General features: G+C 47.6%; 26 protein-coding genes. 9 read left to right on the top strand and 17 right to left on the bottom strand.

Annotated elements, in window-relative coordinates; translation table 11 throughout:
- Positions 1–25: 25 nt before the first annotated feature.
- The 8 genes from ACFQO0_RS16680 to ACFQO0_RS16645 form a co-directional block, all read right to left on the bottom strand.
- Positions 26–724: a glutathione S-transferase N-terminal domain-containing protein gene (locus ACFQO0_RS16680; RefSeq protein WP_012078833.1), complete on the bottom strand. Its 699-nt coding sequence runs from the start codon at positions 722–724 to the stop codon at positions 26–28.
- A 26-nt stretch (positions 725–750) separates the two neighbouring features.
- Positions 751–1,293, bottom strand: coding sequence for a carboxymuconolactone decarboxylase family protein (locus tag ACFQO0_RS16675; protein ID WP_012078834.1), 543 nt, complete (start codon positions 1,291–1,293; stop codon positions 751–753).
- Between the two features lie 41 nt (positions 1,294–1,334).
- Positions 1,335–2,045 carry an SDR family NAD(P)-dependent oxidoreductase gene (locus ACFQO0_RS16670; protein ID WP_012078835.1) on the bottom strand — a complete coding sequence of 237 codons (711 nt, stop codon included), beginning with the start codon at positions 2,043–2,045 and terminating at the stop codon, positions 1,335–1,337.
- Between the two features lie 160 nt (positions 2,046–2,205).
- Positions 2,206–2,751 carry a carboxymuconolactone decarboxylase family protein gene (locus ACFQO0_RS16665; protein ID WP_012078836.1) on the bottom strand — a complete coding sequence of 182 codons (546 nt, stop codon included), beginning with the start codon at positions 2,749–2,751 and terminating at the stop codon, positions 2,206–2,208.
- Between the two features lie 235 nt (positions 2,752–2,986).
- On the bottom strand, positions 2,987–3,943 hold the full coding sequence (locus ACFQO0_RS16660) for an AraC family transcriptional regulator (RefSeq protein WP_012078837.1): 957 nt from the start codon (positions 3,941–3,943) through the stop codon (positions 2,987–2,989).
- A gap of 230 nt (positions 3,944–4,173) precedes the next feature.
- Positions 4,174–4,809, bottom strand: a complete 636-nt coding sequence (locus tag ACFQO0_RS16655; RefSeq protein WP_012078838.1) for a nitroreductase family protein — start codon at positions 4,807–4,809, stop codon at positions 4,174–4,176.
- Positions 4,810–4,854: 45 nt separating this feature from the next.
- Positions 4,855–5,286: a cupin domain-containing protein gene (locus ACFQO0_RS16650; RefSeq protein ID WP_012078839.1), complete on the bottom strand. Its 432-nt coding sequence runs from the start codon at positions 5,284–5,286 to the stop codon at positions 4,855–4,857.
- A gap of 92 nt (positions 5,287–5,378) precedes the next feature.
- Positions 5,379–5,834, bottom strand: a complete 456-nt coding sequence (locus ACFQO0_RS16645) for a DUF3788 domain-containing protein (RefSeq protein WP_041296400.1) — start codon at positions 5,832–5,834, stop codon at positions 5,379–5,381.
- A gap of 200 nt (positions 5,835–6,034) precedes the next feature.
- Here ACFQO0_RS16645 and pdxR point away from each other — a divergent pair, with 200 nt between their 5' ends.
- A complete protein-coding gene (gene pdxR / locus ACFQO0_RS16640; protein WP_011870210.1) occupies positions 6,035–7,444 on the top strand; it encodes a MocR-like pyridoxine biosynthesis transcription factor PdxR in 1,410 nt (469 codons plus the stop codon).
- A gap of 53 nt (positions 7,445–7,497) precedes the next feature.
- On the opposite strand, the gene ACFQO0_RS16635 is transcribed toward pdxR, so the two are convergent.
- Positions 7,498–7,884 carry a DUF488 domain-containing protein gene (locus ACFQO0_RS16635; RefSeq protein ID WP_011870211.1) on the bottom strand — a complete coding sequence of 129 codons (387 nt, stop codon included), beginning with the start codon at positions 7,882–7,884 and terminating at the stop codon, positions 7,498–7,500.
- Between the two features lie 22 nt (positions 7,885–7,906).
- Positions 7,907–8,473 (bottom strand): uracil-DNA glycosylase family protein, encoded by a 567-nt coding sequence (locus tag ACFQO0_RS16630; RefSeq protein ID WP_382236957.1) that lies wholly within the window; start codon positions 8,471–8,473, stop codon positions 7,907–7,909.
- Positions 8,474–8,660: 187 nt separating this feature from the next.
- Between ACFQO0_RS16630 and ACFQO0_RS16625 the strand changes: the two genes are divergently transcribed.
- On the top strand, positions 8,661–9,125 hold the full coding sequence (locus ACFQO0_RS16625; protein ID WP_011870214.1) for a hypothetical protein: 465 nt from the start codon (positions 8,661–8,663) through the stop codon (positions 9,123–9,125).
- 70 nt (positions 9,126–9,195) lie between these two features.
- Here ACFQO0_RS16625 and ACFQO0_RS16620 read toward each other — a convergent pair whose 3' ends face one another.
- Positions 9,196–9,972, bottom strand: a complete 777-nt coding sequence (locus ACFQO0_RS16620; RefSeq protein ID WP_011870215.1) for an alpha/beta hydrolase family protein — start codon at positions 9,970–9,972, stop codon at positions 9,196–9,198.
- Positions 9,973–10,211: 239 nt separating this feature from the next.
- Between ACFQO0_RS16620 and ACFQO0_RS16615 the strand changes: the two genes are divergently transcribed.
- The 6 genes from ACFQO0_RS16615 (at position 10,212) to ACFQO0_RS16590 (ending at position 15,496) form a co-directional block, all read left to right on the top strand.
- Entirely contained in the window at positions 10,212–11,420 is a 1,209-nt protein-coding gene (locus ACFQO0_RS16615; protein WP_012078842.1) for a hypothetical protein, read from the top strand.
- A 366-nt stretch (positions 11,421–11,786) separates the two neighbouring features.
- Entirely contained in the window at positions 11,787–12,005 is a 219-nt protein-coding gene (locus tag ACFQO0_RS16610) for a hypothetical protein (RefSeq protein WP_041296401.1), read from the top strand.
- Positions 12,006–12,208: 203 nt separating this feature from the next.
- Positions 12,209–12,751 carry a hypothetical protein gene (locus ACFQO0_RS16605; protein WP_382236944.1) on the top strand — a complete coding sequence of 181 codons (543 nt, stop codon included), beginning with the start codon at positions 12,209–12,211 and terminating at the stop codon, positions 12,749–12,751.
- A 312-nt stretch (positions 12,752–13,063) separates the two neighbouring features.
- Positions 13,064–13,285, top strand: coding sequence for an AlpA family phage regulatory protein (locus tag ACFQO0_RS16600; protein ID WP_011870219.1), 222 nt, complete (start codon positions 13,064–13,066; stop codon positions 13,283–13,285).
- 37 nt (positions 13,286–13,322) lie between these two features.
- Positions 13,323–13,688 carry a hypothetical protein gene (locus ACFQO0_RS16595; protein WP_011870220.1) on the top strand — a complete coding sequence of 122 codons (366 nt, stop codon included), beginning with the start codon at positions 13,323–13,325 and terminating at the stop codon, positions 13,686–13,688.
- Positions 13,689–14,044: 356 nt separating this feature from the next.
- Positions 14,045–15,496 carry a YfjI family protein gene (locus ACFQO0_RS16590; RefSeq protein ID WP_012078843.1) on the top strand — a complete coding sequence of 484 codons (1,452 nt, stop codon included), beginning with the start codon at positions 14,045–14,047 and terminating at the stop codon, positions 15,494–15,496.
- Positions 15,497–15,791: 295 nt separating this feature from the next.
- On the opposite strand, the gene ACFQO0_RS16585 is transcribed toward ACFQO0_RS16590, so the two are convergent.
- The 5 genes from ACFQO0_RS16585 to ACFQO0_RS16565 all read right to left on the bottom strand — a co-directional run bounded on the left by ACFQO0_RS16585 (position 15,792) and on the right by ACFQO0_RS16565 (position 19,405).
- Positions 15,792–16,511: a MobA/MobL family protein gene (locus ACFQO0_RS16585; protein WP_049831496.1), complete on the bottom strand. Its 720-nt coding sequence runs from the start codon at positions 16,509–16,511 to the stop codon at positions 15,792–15,794.
- A gap of 246 nt (positions 16,512–16,757) precedes the next feature.
- The gene (locus tag ACFQO0_RS16580) at positions 16,758–17,285 is read right to left on the bottom strand and encodes a JAB domain-containing protein (RefSeq protein ID WP_083757413.1); all 528 of its coding nucleotides are present in this window, start codon (positions 17,283–17,285) and stop codon (positions 16,758–16,760) included.
- Positions 17,286–17,450: 165 nt separating this feature from the next.
- On the bottom strand, positions 17,451–18,614 hold the full coding sequence (locus ACFQO0_RS16575) for an SH3 domain-containing protein (protein ID WP_012078845.1): 1,164 nt from the start codon (positions 18,612–18,614) through the stop codon (positions 17,451–17,453).
- A gap of 76 nt (positions 18,615–18,690) precedes the next feature.
- Positions 18,691–19,152, bottom strand: coding sequence for a hypothetical protein (locus ACFQO0_RS16570; RefSeq protein ID WP_012078846.1), 462 nt, complete (start codon positions 19,150–19,152; stop codon positions 18,691–18,693).
- A 19-nt stretch (positions 19,153–19,171) separates the two neighbouring features.
- On the bottom strand, positions 19,172–19,405 hold the full coding sequence (locus ACFQO0_RS16565; RefSeq protein WP_041296403.1) for a hypothetical protein: 234 nt from the start codon (positions 19,403–19,405) through the stop codon (positions 19,172–19,174).
- A gap of 208 nt (positions 19,406–19,613) precedes the next feature.
- On the opposite strand from ACFQO0_RS16565, the gene ACFQO0_RS16560 reads away from it, so the two are divergent.
- Positions 19,614–19,850 carry a helix-turn-helix domain-containing protein gene (locus ACFQO0_RS16560; protein WP_012078848.1) on the top strand — a complete coding sequence of 79 codons (237 nt, stop codon included), beginning with the start codon at positions 19,614–19,616 and terminating at the stop codon, positions 19,848–19,850.
- 11 nt (positions 19,851–19,861) lie between these two features.
- Here the strand turns inward: ACFQO0_RS16560 and ACFQO0_RS16555 are convergent.
- Positions 19,862–20,416 (bottom strand): DUF932 domain-containing protein (locus ACFQO0_RS16555; RefSeq protein ID WP_382236935.1); only part of this gene is annotated, 555 nt, incomplete at its 5' end.

Raw genomic sequence — 20,416 nt, 5'->3', positions numbered from 1 at the left:
CGGCTATTTTCATCGGTTATTTCCCTTAATTAGTTGCCGTCACTTCGAGTCCGCGTTGCACTGCCGGACGAGCGAGGCCACGGTTGAGCCATGCCTGCACATGAAGAAGGTGGTCGAAGTTTACGAGTTCACGCGCTTCGTAAAAGCCGATCAGGTTACGCACCCAGCCGAGCAATGAAATATCGGCGATGCTGTAATCAGAACCCATCACCCAGTCGCGATCGGCGAGCCGGTTGTCTAGAACTCGGAGTAGTCGCGCTGATTCGTTTACATAACGGTCACGTGGGCGTTTGTCTTCATATGCTTTGCCGGCAAATTTGTTGAAGAAACCGACCTGACCGAACATCGGACCGACTCCACCCATTTGCCACATTACCCACTGGATCGTCTCGTAGCGAGTGTTCAGATCGGTCGAGATGAATTGTCCTGTCTTGTCGGCAAGATAGAGAAGGATCGCGCCCGATTCGAACAATGCAAGCGGTGTGCCGTTCGGTCCGTTCGGGTCGTAGATTGCGGGAATCTTGCCGTTGGGGTTGAGTGCAATAAAGGCCGGGTCGTGGTTTTCGTTCGCCATGATGTCGATTCTATGCGGCTCGTAAGCGAGGCCTGTTTCTTCAAGCATGATGCCAACCTTCACTCCATTGGGTGTCGGAAGAGAAAACAGTTGCAGGCGATCGGGATACTGCGCTGGCCATCGTTTGAAAATTGGATGATCGGGTGTCACTTTCTTTCTCCTGAATTTGTCAGTATTCAGATCGAGCCAGCCGGCGGAACGGCCGGATAATCTTTTTCGGGATCGAACACATTATTGAAAAAATTTGTTAGAGAAAACATCGCCACCATTGAGACGATTTCCATGATGTTCGCGTCTGTGTAGCCAACATCGCGAACGGCTTGTACATCGGTGTCATTAACTTGGCCACGGTTTTCGATAACTTTGCGTGCAAACTGAACGGCGGCATCGCGCTTTGGATCGCTGGAATGTCCCTTACGAGCGAGGATGATTTCATCGGCTGGCAGCTTAGCCATGTTTGCTGCATAGGTGTGAACTGCCAAGCAGTAATTACAGCCATTTACCTCAGAGACAACGAGACTGATCGCTTCACGCGTCTTCATGTCGAGCGCCTTGTTCAAGGAGCCTCGGAAGGTGGCCCATGCATTGAACGCGATCGGGCTCTGCGCAAAGGTTGCCAACATATTTGGGGTGAATCCAAGGCTTTTGCTGAATGCATCGAGAGTCGGTTTCGAATCAGCCGGTACCTGTTCCGGTTTTAGAGCAGTTGCTCTTGGCATCGTAGTATTCCTTTAATTATGGCTTTATCTGATGGCGCATTTCAGTGACCAGCACTTTGTCCGCCGTCGACGTGGAGAATCTCTCCAGTGATGAACGGTGCGGATTCGAGAAAGAGGATGGCATCGGCGATATCGCTTGTTTCACCCAAACGTCCAATAGGGTTAAAAGTTCCAAGCACTTCGTGAATTTCAGGAGGGTGCATCGGCGTCTTTATGTTGCCAGGAGCGACGGCGTTCACACGAATTCCTTTCTTCGCATATTCGATTGCAAGTGATTTTGTTGCGGCATTGATGCCACCTTTTGTCAACGCCGCCAAGACTGAGTAAACCCCACTGATTGCTACTTGGTCGATGCTGGCAGTAATGCTTACCACGTGGCCGCTCGAATGCTTTTCCATTTCAGCAATTGCGAGTTGCGTAATGTGATAGAAGCCCGCCATGTTTACGTTCATTACAGCTGCGTAATCTTCTACCGTGTGTTCGGTGAACGGCTTTCCGATGTAGATACCGGCGTTGTTTACCAGCGTATCAATTCGGCCAAATCGTGCGACTCCTTCGGAGATGACGCGTCGAGCGGTTGCAGGATCGCCGATGTCGCCAGCGATGTTCAATATATTGTCGTCATCTGATGGTCCGATCGAACGCGAGGTTGCTACGATTCTGTAGTCTAGCTTTCGGAATGCCTGCACTATCTTAGCGCCGATGCCTTGCGATGCACCTGTGACAACAACAACCTTCTGTGACTTGTTCATGCGTTATTCCTGAAAGTATTATTCAAATGTCGATCATCGATCCATACGAAAAACCAGACACGTTCCTCAAAATCTTTAGGTGATGCATCTGGGTTTGGCATTACGCTCCTATCACATGGCATCTTCTATAACCTGAAGATGTCAGGTGACCGGATTGCATTTAGATCGAACCGGCCGGAGCAACGGCGGGGAAGTCCTTCTCAGGATCAAACACGTTATTGATGAAGTTCGTCAGGGAGTACATTGCCACCAAGGCAACAATTTCCATGATGTTCGCATCTGTGTAGCCAGCATCACGGACAATTTTCAAATCGGCATCATTGACCTGACCACGGTTCTCGGTGACTTTACGTGCAAACTGAACGGCGGCATCGCGCTTTGGATCGTTAGCACGACCTTTCCGAGCGAGAATGATTTCATCGGCTGGCAGTTTGGCCATATGTTGCGCTGTAAAGCTGTGAACTGTCAGACAGTAGTTGCAACCGTTCACTTCAGAAACAGCGAGACCGATGCTGTCACGTGTCTTCACGTCGAGTGCCTTGCTCAAGGAACCGAGGAGGGTGGCCCATGCGTTGAACGCGATCGGGCTCTGTGCGAAAGTTGCCATCATGTTCGGGGTGAAGCCGATGTTCTTGGTGAACATTTCGAGAGTTGCTTTTGAATCGGCTGGTACTTGTTCTGGTTTTAAAGCGGCAGTTCTTGTCATCATGATCTCCGTAAGTAAAGTAAGTTGCTGATTTCACTAATTGGGGAAGTACATCTTGGAATCTTCCCTCGTGTTAGTAGCCTTCACTTTAGGCTTGCCAGACACAAATTTCGAGACGAGCTTTGCTCAATAGAATGCTCAAAAAGATCAAAATAAAATTTATCAATCCGCAGCACCGCGGCATGGGGTGGTGTGCCTTCTATTTCTTCGAGGCTGCAGACTGAAAGTGAAGACATTACTTCACCTCGCGCGATAGACGTCGACATTGCCCCGGCGTCATTCCCATTTTTTCGGTGAATATTCTCCTGAATGCCGCAACTGATCGATAGCCAACTGCATCAGCCACAGCCTCAGTGGTCATTCCAGGCTTCTTCAGTTCGTTGGCGGCCATGCTCATTCGGATATCCGTCAGAAGTTCTATTGCTGAACGTCCCAGTTTGTCTTGAAAGTGCCGAACGAAGGTAGCGCGTGACATGTTGCACAAGTCGGCCAGATCAGGAAGATTCCACGGACGTGCCGGATTAGTGAACATGGCTGAAATGGCCGGAGTCAATCGTGAATGGCCGGCAAGCGCTAACAGACCTGGCGGTGCCTGTTCGGATTCACTCGCTGCCCGCAGTGCCAATGTGAACAGCGCCGAAGTAAGTGAGTTGAGGATTGCGCATCCGCCTGGTTTATCGCCTGCAGATTCGACGCGCATCAGTTCTACGAGGCTGACTAAGTGGTTCGAAGCAGACTTAATGCTCCCCTCACTGTGGCCATCTATGGCACGCACTATTAAAGTCGCAGGTAGATAATCGTGAATCATCCGATCGTGAGGCGGTTCTATGAAGAATCGCCCACACAGCATGTCCAAATGTTCTCCCGGACTTTCATTTTCGCTGAGCGTCCATCCTGCAGAACCTTGGCGATTGTGGGTAGTCCCCGGCGGATGCCCGCTGCCATCGTGCAGCACATGTGCAGACCCGTGAGGTAACAGCACGATATCGCCGGCCAGCAATTCCCTGTTCGTCTTCGTTTCCGGATCTTCGATAATGGCTCGGCCATTGAGTACGACGTGATAGGGGATTTCATGAGCTGCAGACTGGGACCAAGCCACACGCCATGGGGCGCCATAGGTGCAGTGAACCTCTAGCTTGCCAGTGATGGTGATCATTTGCAGGAGACGGCTTAGCCAGTCGACTTGAGACATAGATCCTCGGAAACTTGAAACGCTGATTGCGGTTGTACACCGGCTCTACGTACGACAGAGTTTAATGCGCGACCTGATCGTACATGTAGAACGTAAATTTTTCCAAGGAATTGGTTTGCACATACGAAGAACCCAGAGGCGTTTCCAAGACTTTTCCTAGACGCCTCTGGGATTTGTTTGCATCACTTTTATGTCCCTCCAGAAGGAGGGGCAATATGACCGGATAAAGTTCAGACGAAATTCAGTACTTCGGTCACCGGACGACGTGGCTTCTGCGCCCAATTTCCTGCACGCTCCACTCCAATGGACAACAGCATAACTGGCACTTCGTTTTTGGTCAGTCCGAACTCACGATGTACCCCATCAGCATCGAAACCAATCATCGGCGTCGAGCCCAGGCCGAACGAACGTGCTGCATAGATCATCGCTGCCGCGCCAAAGGTGGCAGTGCGCATTGCTTCGTCGCGCTGACGCTGCGGCTGATCAAAGTAAAGGCCACGTGCAGGGTTCTCCCATTCCGGCACCATCGTTGCTGGCATAACGCCCGCTTTCACCAGTGGCGCTAAGCGCTCCGGTATTACACTGGAATCGGCTAACTGACCGCAGATGATGAAGGTAACGGCCGCTTCAGTAATCGGAGGTTGGCCCCAAGCAATCGGACTCAGCTTAGCTTTAGCTTCCGGTGTACGTACGGCGATGAAGCGCCAGTTCTGCAAGTGGAAAGATGTTGGTGCGGCCGTGCCGATGCGAACGAGCTCATAGATTTGCTCATCGCTTAAGGTGGCGGCAGGGTCGTAATACTTGGCGGAAGAGCGGCTCAAAATACATTCAATGACGGGGTTGGTCTGGGTGGTTCCGTTAAACATGGTTATTCCTAGGGGTGAAGGGATAAGTTGAGGACAAGAAGGTATTTACTTGGCAGGCGTGGTCAGTTCTTTGTCGTTGCTATCAACAACGAATATGGCCAAGAGTTTTGCTGCTTTGGTTTTGCTCGCATTCCGACTTACGGAATGGTTCGCACCTGGCGGTTCAGACCAGCTCTCACCAGCGCGGTACACGCGCACATCACCATCATTGACTTTCGATTCGATCGCACCAGATACCACGTACGCGTATATGAAAGCCGACTTCGCGTGGTTATGAGGTAATGAGGCCGTGCCTGGTGGATACTCGACTTCGACGGCGATGAGTGATTTGCCCGGCAGATTGGGAATTGTTTGTTCAAAATTCGGCTTCACAATTTCGTTGGACTCATGCGCTATAACACCAGTGCTGACGAACATTGCAACTGTTGTGCAAAGTGCAATCAGAATCGGATGAACGATCTTGTTCGAATGTCTCATGTTGACCTTAGAATTTTGAGTGTTAATGTTGGAATATTCTGTACCATCGATGGTATGAATAATAGAACCAAGACGCGCCATTTTTGTGTGTACTAAGAAAGATGGAGTGGTGGACGCTTCATACTCACAAGTTCCATCACATCATGCAGATCATCTGCAGATGAGATCGCAAGTGTCAGCCATTTCCCATCAGTGTATGTTCGAGCTTCATCGTAGAACTTAAGCAATTGAGGGCTCCAGGCATAACGCCGCTCTTCAAACTTTTCTCGCTCCGCGCCACCCAAAACCACCAGAACTGAAAACTGTCTGAATGCGGGTATTAACGTACAGAACGCCTTAGTCTTCTTGTAGCGAAGAGACCAACCGCGTTTCTTGCCGCCATAGATCCAATCTGGTTCGAAGACATCCGGGTAGGAAGCCCCGATCCAGTTCCTCATCTCATTCCAATGCTTGAATGCCTCCTGTCCGATCCAGTTGCGGATTGTGCGTTCATCGGGGGGCGTTAATTTGTCGGAGATTCTCTCGCCAATTTGGGGAGACTGTTCCATGTTGCTTTCCTCATGTTTCAAATTTATTGCTCTGGTGTAGCGGATGTATACTCTTCCTGCAAATGAGATTGGCCTCTTGGATTTTTCTTGTGTATATCGCGTTGACCTTAGAATATCGCACAGTAATTTGAAAATATTCTGTACCATCGATGGTGTGAAAAAAAGAACCAAGACTTCCCATTTTTGTGTGTACTAAGAATATGAATCCAAATCTGAAAATTCAACTTGATCGGACAGCGAAGTTGTCGTTGTCTGAGCAAATTTGTGTAAGCATTTGCCGGGCAATAGAGTCAGGTCTTCTTGCACCTGGAACTCGATTACCCTCATGGCAGGGTCTAGCCGCACAGCTTGGTGTGGCTCGTGGCACAGTTCAAGCGGCCTATGAACGGTTATCTGATTCTCAGATGATCGAAACCTTCGGGGCAAAGGGAACTCGCGTAGCTCCGCGACTTCACACGACGGCTGGAAAACCAGAAGCGCCGCAACCCGGGGCTTTTATGAAAACCTATCAGGAGATGATGGCCGGTCCGGCGATCTTTCAGCTCGGCATTCCAGCGATGGAAGGGTTCCCGGATAAACTTTTCGCACGTGCACGCTCTTCCAATTTATTGAAGACTGGATCTTTTTCATCACTGGTTTATCCAGATCCGAGAGGAGAGATTGAACTGCGTAAAGAGGTCGCAGGCTATCTCTCCATTTCTAGAAATCTTCACTGCTTTCCGGAGCAGGTGTTTATTACTTCAGGATACAGTTCTGGCTTAGGTCTTGTACTACGCGTGTTAGGTTTGGATGGTCGAAAGGTTTGGATGGAAGAACCTGGTTTCCTTCTTACCCGGAAGGGATTGGAGCTCGCTCGTTTGAATATTGTTCCAGTACCAGTGGACGCCGAAGGTCTCGATGTGGACTACGGAATCAAGAACGCCGCGGACGCCGCGTTAGCCGTGGTGACGCCTGGACAACAAGCGCCATTGGGTACAACTCTGTCTTTGAGACGACGGCTTCAATTACTTGAGTGGGCAGCAGCGAATAACGCCTGGATCATCGAAGATGATTACCTCAGTGAGTTGCAACTAGAAGGCAGACCAGCACCTGCTTTAGCATCTTTGGACGAAGGAAAAAGAGTTATCCATATAGGTTCTTTCAGCAAGACTATTAGTCCAGGGCTGCGACTTGGATTTGTAGTTGTACCAGTCGAATTGGCTGAGGCATTTTCCGAGATAGTTGCAACACTTGCTCCTGCTCCATCGCCCGTAATTCAACTCGCCACGGCTCAATTTATGCATGATGGGCACTACATTCAGCGGGTACGTCGACTCAAGCGTCTATATTCTGCACAGAGTGACGGGTTATGCGAACAGTTACGAATGCGTGATGCAGAATGGATTAAGGCGGGTTTGGCAGTACTTCTCAGACTTCCTGCCGGCGCGCCCGACGTGCAAATCGTTCGGGAAGCAAGGAACATTGGTATCGCACCGTCGCCTTTGTCGGCGTGGTTTGCTACTCCATCTAGAGCCTTACCCGGTCTTTTACTCGGCATTGCTTCTGCACCTGAACGGTACGTCGCTAAATCGTGTCGCCAATTGTTCGAGATTATCGACCGATATTGCTAACTAAAAATTGCTTGGACAAGTATTCATCAATCCAAAAGAATACGATATTGATCCTATTTTAGAAGTAACTTTGACATGACGTCGCGTAACACTACTGCTTGATTGTGTTGTTCATCTTTAGCGCCGTATACGAGCGTTATCGACCGACCGGCAGCATCTGCGAGTAATAATTGCATTTGCTGCAATTTTTCTGTCTCAGCAAGTTCGCTTCGATAGCGTTGCTGGAAAACTTCCCAATGTTGCGGCTCGTGTCCGAACCATTTTCGCAATTCGTCGGTCGGTGCCAGTTCGCGCGCCCATTGATCAAGTTTGAGTGATTCTTTGCTACGTCCGCGAGGCCAGAGACGGTCAACCAACACTCGATATCCATCATTTTCGGATGGATCTTCATATGCTCGACGAATCGAAATCACTGAGGGTTTATTGGCTAAATTGGACATTTTCTGTTCCTCAACGATTCATTCAATCAAGACGTTTTTGCACCGTATCACGCAAAATCGGCAAAAGTTTACTTTCGAACCAGGGATTGCGAGTCATCCAACTAACGCAACGCCATGACGGATGCGGCAACGGAAAAAAAGCGGGTAAAAAAGAGGCAAACGCTTCGACTCTATCCGTTTGTAATCGAGGAGCCGTTGGCGGCAAATAGCGCGCTTGCGCATAACTTCCAACTAACAATGTCAAATGATCCGGCGGTAGTTGTGCCAAAATTTTGTCATGCCACAGTGGTGCGCATTCGGGACGTGGTGGTAAATCGCCACTTTTTCCTTTACCTGGATAACAAAATCCCATTGGCATGATGGCGACTTTTTCTGGATTGTAAAAATCTTGTGGTGATATACCAAGCCATTCTCGCAAACGCGCGCCGCTTTGATCGTCCCAGGGAATGCCACTGGCATGAACCTTCGTACCAGGCGCTTGTGAGATGATCAAAATTCGCGCCGTTCTGCTGAATTGCACCACCGGACGAGGGCCTAAGGGTAAATTTGGGGCGCAGTTAGTACAGGCAGCAATTTCCGCATGTAGCATTTTCGTACTTCGAACCATTTTTCTTACCTGGAAGTTTTTCGAGAAGTTGCGACGGGTGGTACTGACGTCGGATAAACAATACTATCCCACTCGTTGATAAATGCTTTACGCTTTAAATATTTCGCGATACTGAGTACTACGGTTGGTGAGCTACCATTCTAATGTTGAAAGTTTCAAGGAGAGCGAAATGGGATTGTGGGATGCTATTTGTGACAATGTTCTTTGCCCAGTGGGAGATGTAATTAAGGATGTCGTCGAGGGAACTGGTCGTGGAATCGATAAAGCAGTCAATGTGGTGGTAATCGATGGTGTCTGCGGAAGCATTGATAAAGTGGTTGAAGTTGTTTCAGAAAATCCTGGAAAAACAGCGCTTGTTGCAGGTGTTGCGGTAGTCACTGGCGGAGCCGCATTTGCGTTCGCGGGGCCAATTGCTGCAACTTTAGGAAGCGCGGGTGTACTTGGTTCGGCTAGCACTGGAACCGCAATCAGTGCTTTAACGGGCGCAGCATTGGAAAGTGCATCTTTAGCTGCTCTCGGTGGTGGTGCATTAGCTGCTGGTGGTAGTGGAATGGCTGCTGGCGCAACTGCTGTTGCCGTAAGTGGCGTCGCTGTAGGTGGTGTTGCATCGAGTGTTGTTGTTTCTAATGTCTGACTATATTTGACGAAGTTCTCTGATGCCGCATTTATTGCCGCATCAGAGAGATCTATGGCAGCAATGCTACTTAACTTGCATCACTCTTCATCGGAAGATAACGAGAGGACCATGCGGTAATTAGATCGGCGACATAGTCGGCATCCCGACGTTGCGTCAGCAAATGGTCTGCATCATCCAGAGAAATGAAGCTCTTAGGATGTTTGGCTGCGGTGAAGATATTCGCAGCATTTTCTATATATACCGTGTCGTCGCTAGGTGCGTGCATCACCAACAATGGCCGTTTCAAGGCCGCGATGTGCGAGCGCAAATCGTGCTCGCGTAAAGCATCAATTAAATTCTTGCGTACAACAAAAGGACGACCAGCTAGATGAACTTCGGCCTCGCCGTCTGCTTCGATCTTTTCCAAAGCAGCCGGATCGAACTGATGCAGCACATGCTTTAAATCGTATGGTGCTCCGATCGTCACGACGGCACGAATATTAGGCATCGTGCCTGCTGCCATCAATGATGCTGCGCCTCCCAAACTATGACCGATTAATAATGAAGGTTCCTTACCAGCCGCCGTCATAGCCTGGCCGGCAGCAACTAAATCAGCCACATCAGCGGCAAAGGTCGAATCACCGAATTTGCCCTGACTAGCACCCAATCCAGCAAAATCAAAACGCAAGACACCGACACCACGTGCGCCCAAAGCACGTGTTGTCCGCGTCGCGGCAAGACTGTCTTTGCCACAGGTAAAGCAGTGCGCAAAAATCGCCCATGCATTAGGTGTTTCGGGCCCTTCAATGCGACCAGATAGTCGGTAACCTTTAGGTCCTTCAAAATCAAATATCTGCGATGCCATGGTCATCCTTTATATGCAATTTCTAACTTCGTCAATTTAGATGCATGCTACTTTATTTTGTGGAATGTTTGCCAGTGGATTAGATTTCATACTCTCATTGAGATGCTACTGCCTTCTTTTTGATTCTTATTGAATTCAACAAACAAGATATAGGGACACGCATTAATAGGGCTGCAGAATTTTTTTGCGAATCGACTCGTGTTAGGATTTCGCGCACCGTTTAACGATTAAAGGTAAGAATGTCCAGCAATCCTGCTACAAAAGCGCATAAGCTGAAAATCGATCTCCAGTACTATGATGCCAAACACCAATCGTTGCTGGCAGAAGGGACTTACCGGACGCTTGGCACTGCTGCCAAAGTAAAGTCATTTAAAACGACAAGTGAAATTTTCCTGGCAGATTTCCTGAACTACTTCTTGATTCATCGGGCCAACAATCCTAGCTATGCTACTTATAAAGCTCGACGCAAGTATCTTAAACAAGCTAGCGATTGGATAGACGGCGTCCTTAATATCAATGACACGATCAATTGCCTACAGGGTAGCGAAGGTCTGCAAGAGAAAGTAGGTGAAGCAGTAAGTCTTTCTGTTGCGAGTGTTATGTTTGGATTGACGGCGGCAGATTGGACAACGATTCCTGAGCAACGCGGGCTGACCGCTCATCCGACGTTTGACTTCGAGCGAATTTTGGTGGGGATCACGAACAAGAATGAAGTCATTCAGATCGAGGCGAAGGGGAGCTTCGTCAAGGACAACAACGTAAATCAGGAAGCCGTCGTAGCACAAGCTCGAAAAATCGAAAAAAAGAAAATCAAAATTGCAAAGGCGGGCGCTTACAAACATCCCGCATTTGCACGCTATGGGATGATCGCCTCTATAGATCCAAGCAATACTGCGAAATGCCTGTTACTCGATCCGCCAAGCGATCAGGTGCCGGGTAATCCTAGCGATATCAAGATCGCCAGTCGGTTGGAATATGTCGCTTCGATTGTATCTCTGTTAGCGCCAAAAGCCAGTCTGGCAGATGCCCTAGAAACACGTGCGGCACTGTGGCGGCAAGGGAAGGCATCAGACGAACCTGAGACTCTTCGCTCAAAAACAGGGCACGCATATACCGCGCGTAACTATGTGGAGGATTTCTTTGCGAATGGCAAAGTGTGGATGGAGGATCGCGACATAGTCGGTCAGGTTTACTGTAATAAATCCGGTCGAGCATTCTTCCTCGGCTTACACGGAGATGTGATCCGTACTGCAATCCAACAAGACCCCAAAGTGATCATTCAGGCACACTACGAGCCGAGCTCGAAGCAGTTAGAGATTCTTGCAAGGCCAGTTCACTTAGATCAAGACATAAAAGACGCACCTCGTTATATGTCCATGATCTTTCATACAGCGTCCAGCGGAGTGGTTCTTGGCTTTCCCAGTGATAGTTATTCTGGACTCGGATGATGGCATTGGCTCTCGGCGAACTGCACCCGAAAATCGATATTGAATGTTGATCTACATGATGTGATGAAGCTTGTGAGTATGAAGTGTCCTTCGCTCTCTCAATCTTGGTACACACAAAAATTTGGAATCTTGGTCCTTTTATTCATGTCATTGATGGTACAAAATATTTTTACATTAATGCCAAAATTCTAAAATTGACATGAGATACACGAGCGAAACTCAAACCACAAAGCTCGTCTGCAGGAAGCGAAAGCTTCAATCCCACAAGAACAATAAATTTGAGACATCAAATGTTTAAATTATTCGTAGCGCAGCCATCCCATTTTTTAACACACCACAATGGATAGCAATCAAATTGCACGATCCATGAGCGAGTCTGGACAAAAGACTGATTTGTCCTGCGCCGAAGCTGCGGGAGCTATGGTTGGAATTCTCACTAGACTTCAGTCTCAAATAGCAGGTGACGATTTAAATTATTTGATAGCACTCGGAGGAGTACTATTTCGAGAAGGATTAAGGGAATTTGAAGGGTCAAAAAAGGCTCAAGAAATTATTCATAAGGCACGGTCTTTACAAAAACAATAATTGTTGATTGCTGTCGAGTTGTCCGCCAAATTTTTTTGGCATTTACTTACTTTATTCGAATCATGTCGATTTCATATCCAGCGTACCCACTTTCCCGCTCAGTAACAGATCTAGATGTTTTCATCGCTCGGACTGCTCATGACCTTATTAATTGCTTTATTGGCTTATGTCCCAGTAAGACGTCTAGAGATTACCAACACGATGTGTTTGCGAAGGTCCAGGTTATTGATGACCCTCGAATTGAAAACCCTTCTGAAATCTTTATGCAATTCTTGGATGAGTCCGAGCGGGGTAAGGATTTTGTGGAGATAACCCAGGCACCTTTGTTAAACGCCACGGCTTATTATTGTCGGGCATTGGATGCGAACGACAAAGGTCTAACTTTCGCTGCTTGGTCGTATTTGGTTGACGCCAATTATTGGTGTGGGTTTTCCTCTTCTTACAGAGGTGTAGCGAATGCGAGAGAGAACACTATTGCAGATACTACAGTGCAAGTGAAAACTCAGCAGAGTTCAAAGGCTGGAACTGGCAAAGGGATAAAGAGCATGCCCTACAAGTTGGAAGCGGAACAGCTTGCGCGCACGATGAAAAAAAGATGGCCATCTCGCCGGCAAGCCACACTCGGCGTTTTGGATAAGCTCAATCAAGATTATGCTAAACGTAATCAATCATTTCCGCTGAAGTACGACGCAATTTTCATTCATTTTGGAACGCTAAAAGACGCCAACGAGCTGTTCGATAAATAAACGAAACTGCGATATCTCCTGCAAGCCAACTAGTACCTGCATTTAAGTAGCAAATGGTTCACGCCATTTGCGCTTTTCATCACTTCCCGATCCCCTTAAGCAGTATCTCTTACTGTCCCCGCATACTTCATTGTCGTCGCTCTGGCTCGGCGATGTGACGTATTTTCTTCTTTCCCATATCACCAGTTCTATTTTCTGTCATGAAGATATTCAAGAATCTCGTTACGAGATTCTTGAATATCTTCATTTCCGTTCGCGCTTGATTTTTCTAAACTTGTCTCGTTGTAACCAACTTCATTCAAGGAGAAATAAATGCATACAACAGCCAATTTTTTAACCAATGTAATTCGTATCAAACGGCTTAAGGAGAAGACCGGTTTAGGAAACAGCAGCGTATATAACAAGCTCAATTTCAAAAGCAAATACTACGATTGTGATTTTCCGAAACCTATCCAGTTAGGGGTCAGTTCAGTGGGATGGATCGAAGGGGAGGTAGATATTTGGCTCAGCAGCCGTCAACGCACGAAAGCCTAAGACTCAATCTACATAACTTATAAACAGGAAAGAAAACGTGAAAACACCAAATCAAGAAGCAGCATCATCGGACTTAACAACGCAACAGTTCATTGATCAGCTGGATGCCTTACAGCCTTGCGCGCAACAGAAAAACACCGCGCACTTTCAAAAACTGTATCCGGCAATCGAGCGTGCATTGTCTCGCAAGGTCTCACAGAAGCAACTTGTATCTCAATTAGAAAAGATGGATTTGAAACTGTCCATTGGCGGCTTTCGTGCGCAGTTAAAGGCAGAGCAGGATCGTCGAAAAGAGTGCGGGGATGTTTTGCCGTGCAGTTTATGTGGATCACTTTTGCCACATATGGAGAAAGTCAGTAGCAGCATTGCTGCCGCGTTTGCTAACAAAGATATGAATAAGTAACGAGCAGGGGTGTGACGCAGTTCATTCTGTGCGCACCCAACGACATGAATGACATGCAGCCATGCTGCAGACAATACTAACAAGGATACAAATGAAATCTAAAGCGAAACGCAATTTGACTACAGCACTCAAAGTGAATCGTTCAATGTTAAACGAAGACAAAAACATGCTGAAGTTATGTCAAGACAGTAAAAACTCCGAATCTGCCAACTCCATACATGCAAGCTGGCCGGCTGCAATTCCACGTCGATCGTCCGCAATATATAACCTGACTTTTGCAGAGACTGGCACGCGTAAATCACTTGTGCAAGGTCATCTCAGCTCTATGATCGATCAGCTCGTGACGGAGGTAGAACGTGAATAATTTTCTTGAGCCGTTTCCTTATCCAAAACGTTATTACGTTGATGTTCAGGATTCTATCGAAGAGTTGATACAAAACGTACAAGCGCCCGATGCATTGATTGCCATGGAAGTTGGCAGTTGCATGAGCATCGTTACCCAACCGTTATATGACGTTCGTCTGCCTACAGGGCAAGTTCGCCCTCTATCAATGAATTGGGCTGTGATAGCAGATTCCGGTGAGCGCAAATCGGCAGTGCATGCCATTGTAGCCAAGCCGATTTATGAATTCGATCAAAAGATGAAGGATAAATACGACGTTCAATTTGAACATTACAGAGCGGAGTTGGATTTTTGGAAATCAGTTTTGTCAGGACTCAAGCAGAGGCTCGTTAAGCTGACGCGCGAAGACGCATGCATCAAGGATATCAAAGAGCGCATGTTGGTACATGCGAAAGCAAAGCCTGTAAAGCCGAGACCGCGTCGCATCATGCGCAAACTCACAAATGAGCGTGCAATGATGGAGGCACTTGAGGGATGCGGCGAATCCATTGGGTTTGTCAGTGACGAAGGACACGTTTTGGTTAAAGGCGGAGCGCTTGAGCGCGTTGGTATCAACAATTCGTTGTGGGATGGCGCAGAGTTGGTGATGGACCGCAGTGAAGGTGTACAACTCCACGTCAAGGAGCCGCGGATGAGTATATCGTTCATGATTCAACGATTGATATTTAAGGATTTTTTGGGAAAACGTGGAGATGAGCTAAGAGGGTCAGGAAACTGGGCACGGTATCTAATTGGTGATCCCAGAACTAGGAAGGGTACTCGTTTCATTTTTACAGTTAATCCACCATATATGCATTTGCCAAAACTGCAAGCCAGAATGAGGGAGTTGCTGGAAGAGTATGAGCGACGTATCGATTTAGGGAAGATCGAACGTGACATCTTGGAATTTTCCGAGGATGCAATCAGACGCTGGATTGAACTATCAAACGAAATCGAATTTATGTTGCGGCCATCGCAGTACCTGCATGATATCGATGACTTTGCTTCCAAGGTGCTGGAAATTACCAGCCGCTTGGCAGGTGTGATGCATGTGTTCTCATCGCAGGAAGGTAAGATTTCAGTCGAGACACTTCAACGAGCTTTCGATATCGTTGGATGGCACATTGATGAATTCAAACGTCTTTTTTCGCCAGAGTTTGCTGTTTCAGAAGTGGTTATCAACGCGATGAAAGTGGAGGACTATTTATATCGATACGTTTGGCAGGCTAATTACACGTCTGTCCTTAAAAACCATGCGCTCAATTTCGGACCTATACGCACAAAAGCCAAGTTTCAACCGGCTTTGGATTGTCTGGAGTCACTAGGACGTATTCAGATCGGGGTTGGTCTAAAAGGCGAACGTTATATCAATCTGCATCAGGCTTACTTCCATGCAAAGCAGTTTCCAGCGCTGCAAAACTTTTGAAGTGATTGACAGATTGATCAAGTAAATAAAAAATGTTCTTAGATTTCCATGCGATTCATGCTGCTAACAGCATGAATCGCATATTTTTTGCCTGCTTCAAATGATTTCTTAAAATTTTCTCTTTCGTCGGTGCGGCAGCGGGCTTTCCGTCCGGACGAACTTCCCTCGAAAAATTGATCACTCGTTTGACTCATGCTTGTACGTCGATGGTAGCGTGTTGCGCTCTCTTGATTGCGCTTCAATCCACGTGACCCTCTGCATCTGCATGAGGCGGCTTGTACAACCTCTTAAACCACTATGTAAGGCAGGCCGCTCTGTTTTTGATGATGCTTTCTTTTTGCTCGCCTGTCATTGCTTGAATACGTGCAGGACCTAGATGACGTTCTGGTCGTCTTGCAATGCCTTGATCTTTCAATGACCGATGATCGACTCTGCTTGAATGTCCGTTTCTTTCAAGTGACGCATTCTGAAGAGCGGCACTTATCTGTCTCATTTTAATTATTTCCTCTCTAAGCTCGACTGGACTCTTCCCACCACTGTCTTTCCTGCATCCGCCGTTTTCTGGCTGCTTTGAGTTATATCGCTTGAACATATGTTCGGGTTTGCGATCAATACCATCATCCAAACGATCAGAAAACATCAAATGGAGGTGTGTGTTGGTTGCTCCTTGAATCGAAGATCGTGGTTGATGGATAGCATACTCATAGGGTTTTTCGCCTATTATTTTCTCTATGTATTCATCGACTAAATCTAGCGTTTGTTTCAACGTCAATTCCGAAGGAAGTGCAATTTCATGCTCCCGGTACACCGCTCCGTTCGCACGTTCGTGTTTGTCTCCCGCCTTCCAAAATGCATGTGGATCGTCGTCGGTCCATTGGGGCATGTTGCCGTGACCGGTTGCCACTAGGTCATCACGTTGATTGTATTTACCCTTTCTGCTGATATAAGCAGCGTGATTTGCTGCTGTGCCTTTCTTGCCGCTCTTGATGCAGTGATGGAAGCTTGCCATTTTCATTTATCCTCATGTCCACATTAAAAAGCCAGCGAGTGTCTTCGCTGGCTGCTTGTGAGATGAAGTAATACCGGTAGTCTTTTGAGGAAATCTTGAGAAAGGTTAAGTGCGCGTCCTTATATCACCCCTCTATTAGCTCTTGTTTATTCAACGATCACTATCTCCATCATCAAGTACCTGTATTACTGTCTCGCATAACATAGGTAGAGATGTAAAAAAGATATTGAATGAATAGTGATGAGATCTAACTTAGAAGAGCAGTCCATGCTCTGCAAACGAGAATGTACCTTCCTCTCCAATAATGAAATGATCTAATACGCGTACGTCGATTGATTCCAGAAGAGACTTAAGACGATTAGTAAGCTGCTTGTCTGCTTCACTAGGATGTGTGCTACCAGAAGGATGGTTATGTGCCAGGATCATTGATGCAGCGTTCAATGACATCGCACGTTGCACTATCGCGCGAGGATACACAGACGTCTGATGGATCGTCCCAAAGAACAGTGGCTCATAAGCAAGCACACGATGCTGTGTGTCCATGAACACAACCGCAAACACCTCCCTCTTCTCATTGAGGAGTTGTAGGCGCAAATAGTCCTTCACATCCTTTGGACTTGTTAGCTTAGGACCGTGCTTGATTACGTGTTCATCTAAGATTTCAATCGCTCTGTGCACTATCCAGGTATCTACTGCTGTTAGGTCATGCAGGAATTCGCTCCAATGGCGGAGAGAATTGGTATCTTGTTTCTCTTCACATACGTTGATGGTGGTAGTCATATGACCTCCGGATAGAGGAATGCGCCCGGCATGAAAGGAAGGCACTTCCTGATTGTGTTGAATATGAAGTTGCAAATAAAAAGACCGCCGAGGCGGTCTTGATTTAGTGGGAGAGGGATGCAGGTATAAATACGCAGCATGTATTGCTCATTGATTGTCATGAGATTAAAACCTCTGCTGCATTAAAACAATGCGGCTACGATGAATGAATCCTGTATTTCCTCCTGCTACCTGTACTTTCCACCATTCGGAATTTTGCGGATGCGTCTGGAACGAATTGCCACTCTTGACACGTCCTATGATTGCGCTCTGTCCATTAGCTTGTGCACGCACGTTTGTGTAGCCATCTGGATCGTCGATGACAGCCTCAACAGAAAAGTCCTTTACTGGTTGCGTTCCAACTTGTTTGCCATTGTCCGTAAGTACACCGTTTGCAAATACGTATCGATGCGCCTGATTATTTTCTCCTTGCATGGTGACGACGATAGAGTCGCCACTGCGCTCTGCTTCATAGATGTCTGAGCATGTCCCAAATGTCGGATAGCTCTGCGCACCGCTGGCTTTAATCGATACGAAATTGAATAGAGCAGGACAAGCGGAGCCACCAAGGTTTTCAATAAGAACGAATTGGTCCTCTCCAATAAGAAAAGACTCTTTGATCGACAGTGAGGAGTTCGCCTGAATGACTGGCTTTGCCAAACGGCCATTGAGGATGAGTTGAGTATGTTGATTAGTCGTGAGATGGCCGTAACGCGTTTCTAATAAATCGACACCTTCTTTGTCTACGTTAGCTAAGGTCGTTTCATCATGCACGTGCTCAGTCGGCACAACGTTCTCTACAGGTGTCTGCGGAATGGATAAATCAAGTCCTGCTACGATTTGATCTCTTGGTGATGGAGGCTTGCGCCCCACATTGGTGAATTCCATCAGCAAACTAATCGCTACTGAAGCAACGAAGACGATGATGGCGGCGATCGACCATCTCCGCTGTGATTGATTGAACTCTTCGAGGCTGCTCCAGTTACCGGCTCTCCATGCTAACTCACGTCCCTTCAAGCCAAGCCAGATGCTTACGCCAATGCCGACTACGGGAATGAGTGCGAGCAGCCCCCACCAAACCCGGAATCGGATGCTCCAAATGACGTTCAATAAAAAACCTCCCCAGCACCAGCCGTGAACGCCGGCAGGGAGTGGCTCTGATACAGCCTTAGCGATAGTCGGTTTTGATGTTGAGATGAGCTTTACGGCTTGAGGCGCGCCGCATTCGGGGCAATGCGTCGCGCTATCGGGAATTTCTTTAGTGCAGGCGTGGCAAGAGGTCATAGCCATTTGTTCCTATATCTGAAAGGTACTTTTATTCTTTTATGGGGATAGCTGCGTAGCAGCCTGAGCCGCTACTGCCGTTTTATCTTCCGATGAATATTCCAAGAATCATCGTCAAGGCGAACATGCCTATCCATGTCCAGAAGTAGGCAGGGCTTTGATTGAACGCTTTAGCGCGTTTCCACAGAAAGACAGGGACCAAGAAGAAATACTTCCCGAAGCTGGACGTATCGACGCCGTCTTGTTTCAACCGGGCGTCTTCTCCAGCAGATAGCCCAATGTTGAGTATTAGCGAGATGTACCAGTACTTACTAGTAGCCATCGCATGTGCTGCCTCATATTCATTTTGTGCAAGTACACCAGCCACAAGGCTTTCCAGAATCAAACCAATCAAAGGTGCGAATGCGAGGATCCACACCACCGTACTGCTAACAGCTACAGTTGGTGAAGCTGCCTTGATAGCGGGCGCACCACATTTTGGACAAGCAGGAGCACTCACGTGAATTTGATGAGAGCAGTGCTGGCAGTTTAGAAATGAACTCATTTTTTCCTTTAGTTGGAAGTTAGTTAAATTGGGTATTCCCTAAGAGAACAAGAAGGCCGAGTGCTGCAAAAGTGACGGCGACAATCGATAAGGTTTTCAGGGGCTTTCGTTGCTGCAGGCTGATTGCGCCGAGTATCAGGCTGCTCACTCCTAAGATGCCGACGCCCAAGATCGCATCTTTGTCGTGCGTCCCCTCAACACCCACGCTGCCTAGGAACGCCAGGCCAGCAAAAATTGCAGAGACGATGCCCATCCATCCTGATTCCTCTGCGGACTTAGTGGCTACTGCTTGAACCGCACCGCATTGCGGGCAGGATGGGGCGCTTTCATGAATTTCTTTACTGCATCCGCGGCAAAAGACCATGGTTATTTCCTTATTAAAATCAAACTCAAAGTGTTATTGAATAATAACAACAAACTCAAAGTGTGTGGAGGTTTGGAGCATCTAAAGTCATCCTCGCGTGGTGACAGAAAAACAAATCAAAAGATGTAATGCCCAGCTTCTCTTCGCTTCGAATATCCGTCGAATTCGATTGGAGAAAGGCTTTACGCAAGAGCGAGTTGCTGAGTTGGCAGACCTGCATACGAACTACGTCAGTTCGGTTGAACGGGGCGAACGCAACATTTCTATTTGCAATATCGAACGCATCGCCTTCGCCCTAGACGTGCCGATGTCTCGGCTTTTGGAAGCCGTATAGCATCGGATCGTTTATAACAGCGCGGTCGTTTGCCACAATGCTCGACTTTTCAATGCTGCCCCAGGGCCAAACCAAGCCGAATCCAGCCGATGGTCAACACTCTTGGCTCGCCGTTCATGGTCCACATAAGCAGTAATGGCATTCAGCAGCCCAAAAGCTGTTCCCTTCGCCGAAGGTAGTTCGGCACCTCGTCCTTTTCCTTCATAGATGTTTTTGACCTGACGCATGGTGCGATCCATGTATTGCCGCCCGTTGTGATCGGTTGGAATAGAGAAGAGGGTGCGCAAGAAAGCATCTGCTTCCTGATCCTTGAGTTTGCGTTCTGCCAGCTTGGTCATGCGGTATCGGAAGTTATCCCAGGCAGAAAACGAAATACCCAATTCCTTCTTGACCAGATCCGGCTCGAAGGTCGTGCTATGCGGCACCTTCACGACGTCTTTGTGAATCGCCCCGGCTTTACTAGACACATCTGAGCCTATAAATTTATAGGTTAACGGAGGTGTTATGAGTGCAAAGCGATATACAGAAGAATTCAAGATTGAAGCAGTCAAACAGGTCACAGAACG

The sequence above is a fragment of the Herminiimonas aquatilis genome (assembly GCF_042665175.1).
In the GTDB taxonomy this organism is placed as follows: Bacteria; Pseudomonadota; Gammaproteobacteria; order Burkholderiales; family Burkholderiaceae_D; genus Oxalicibacterium; species Oxalicibacterium aquatilis.
Note: the sequence above shows the minus strand (reverse complement) of the source record. Positions and strands in the feature narration are given on the sequence as shown.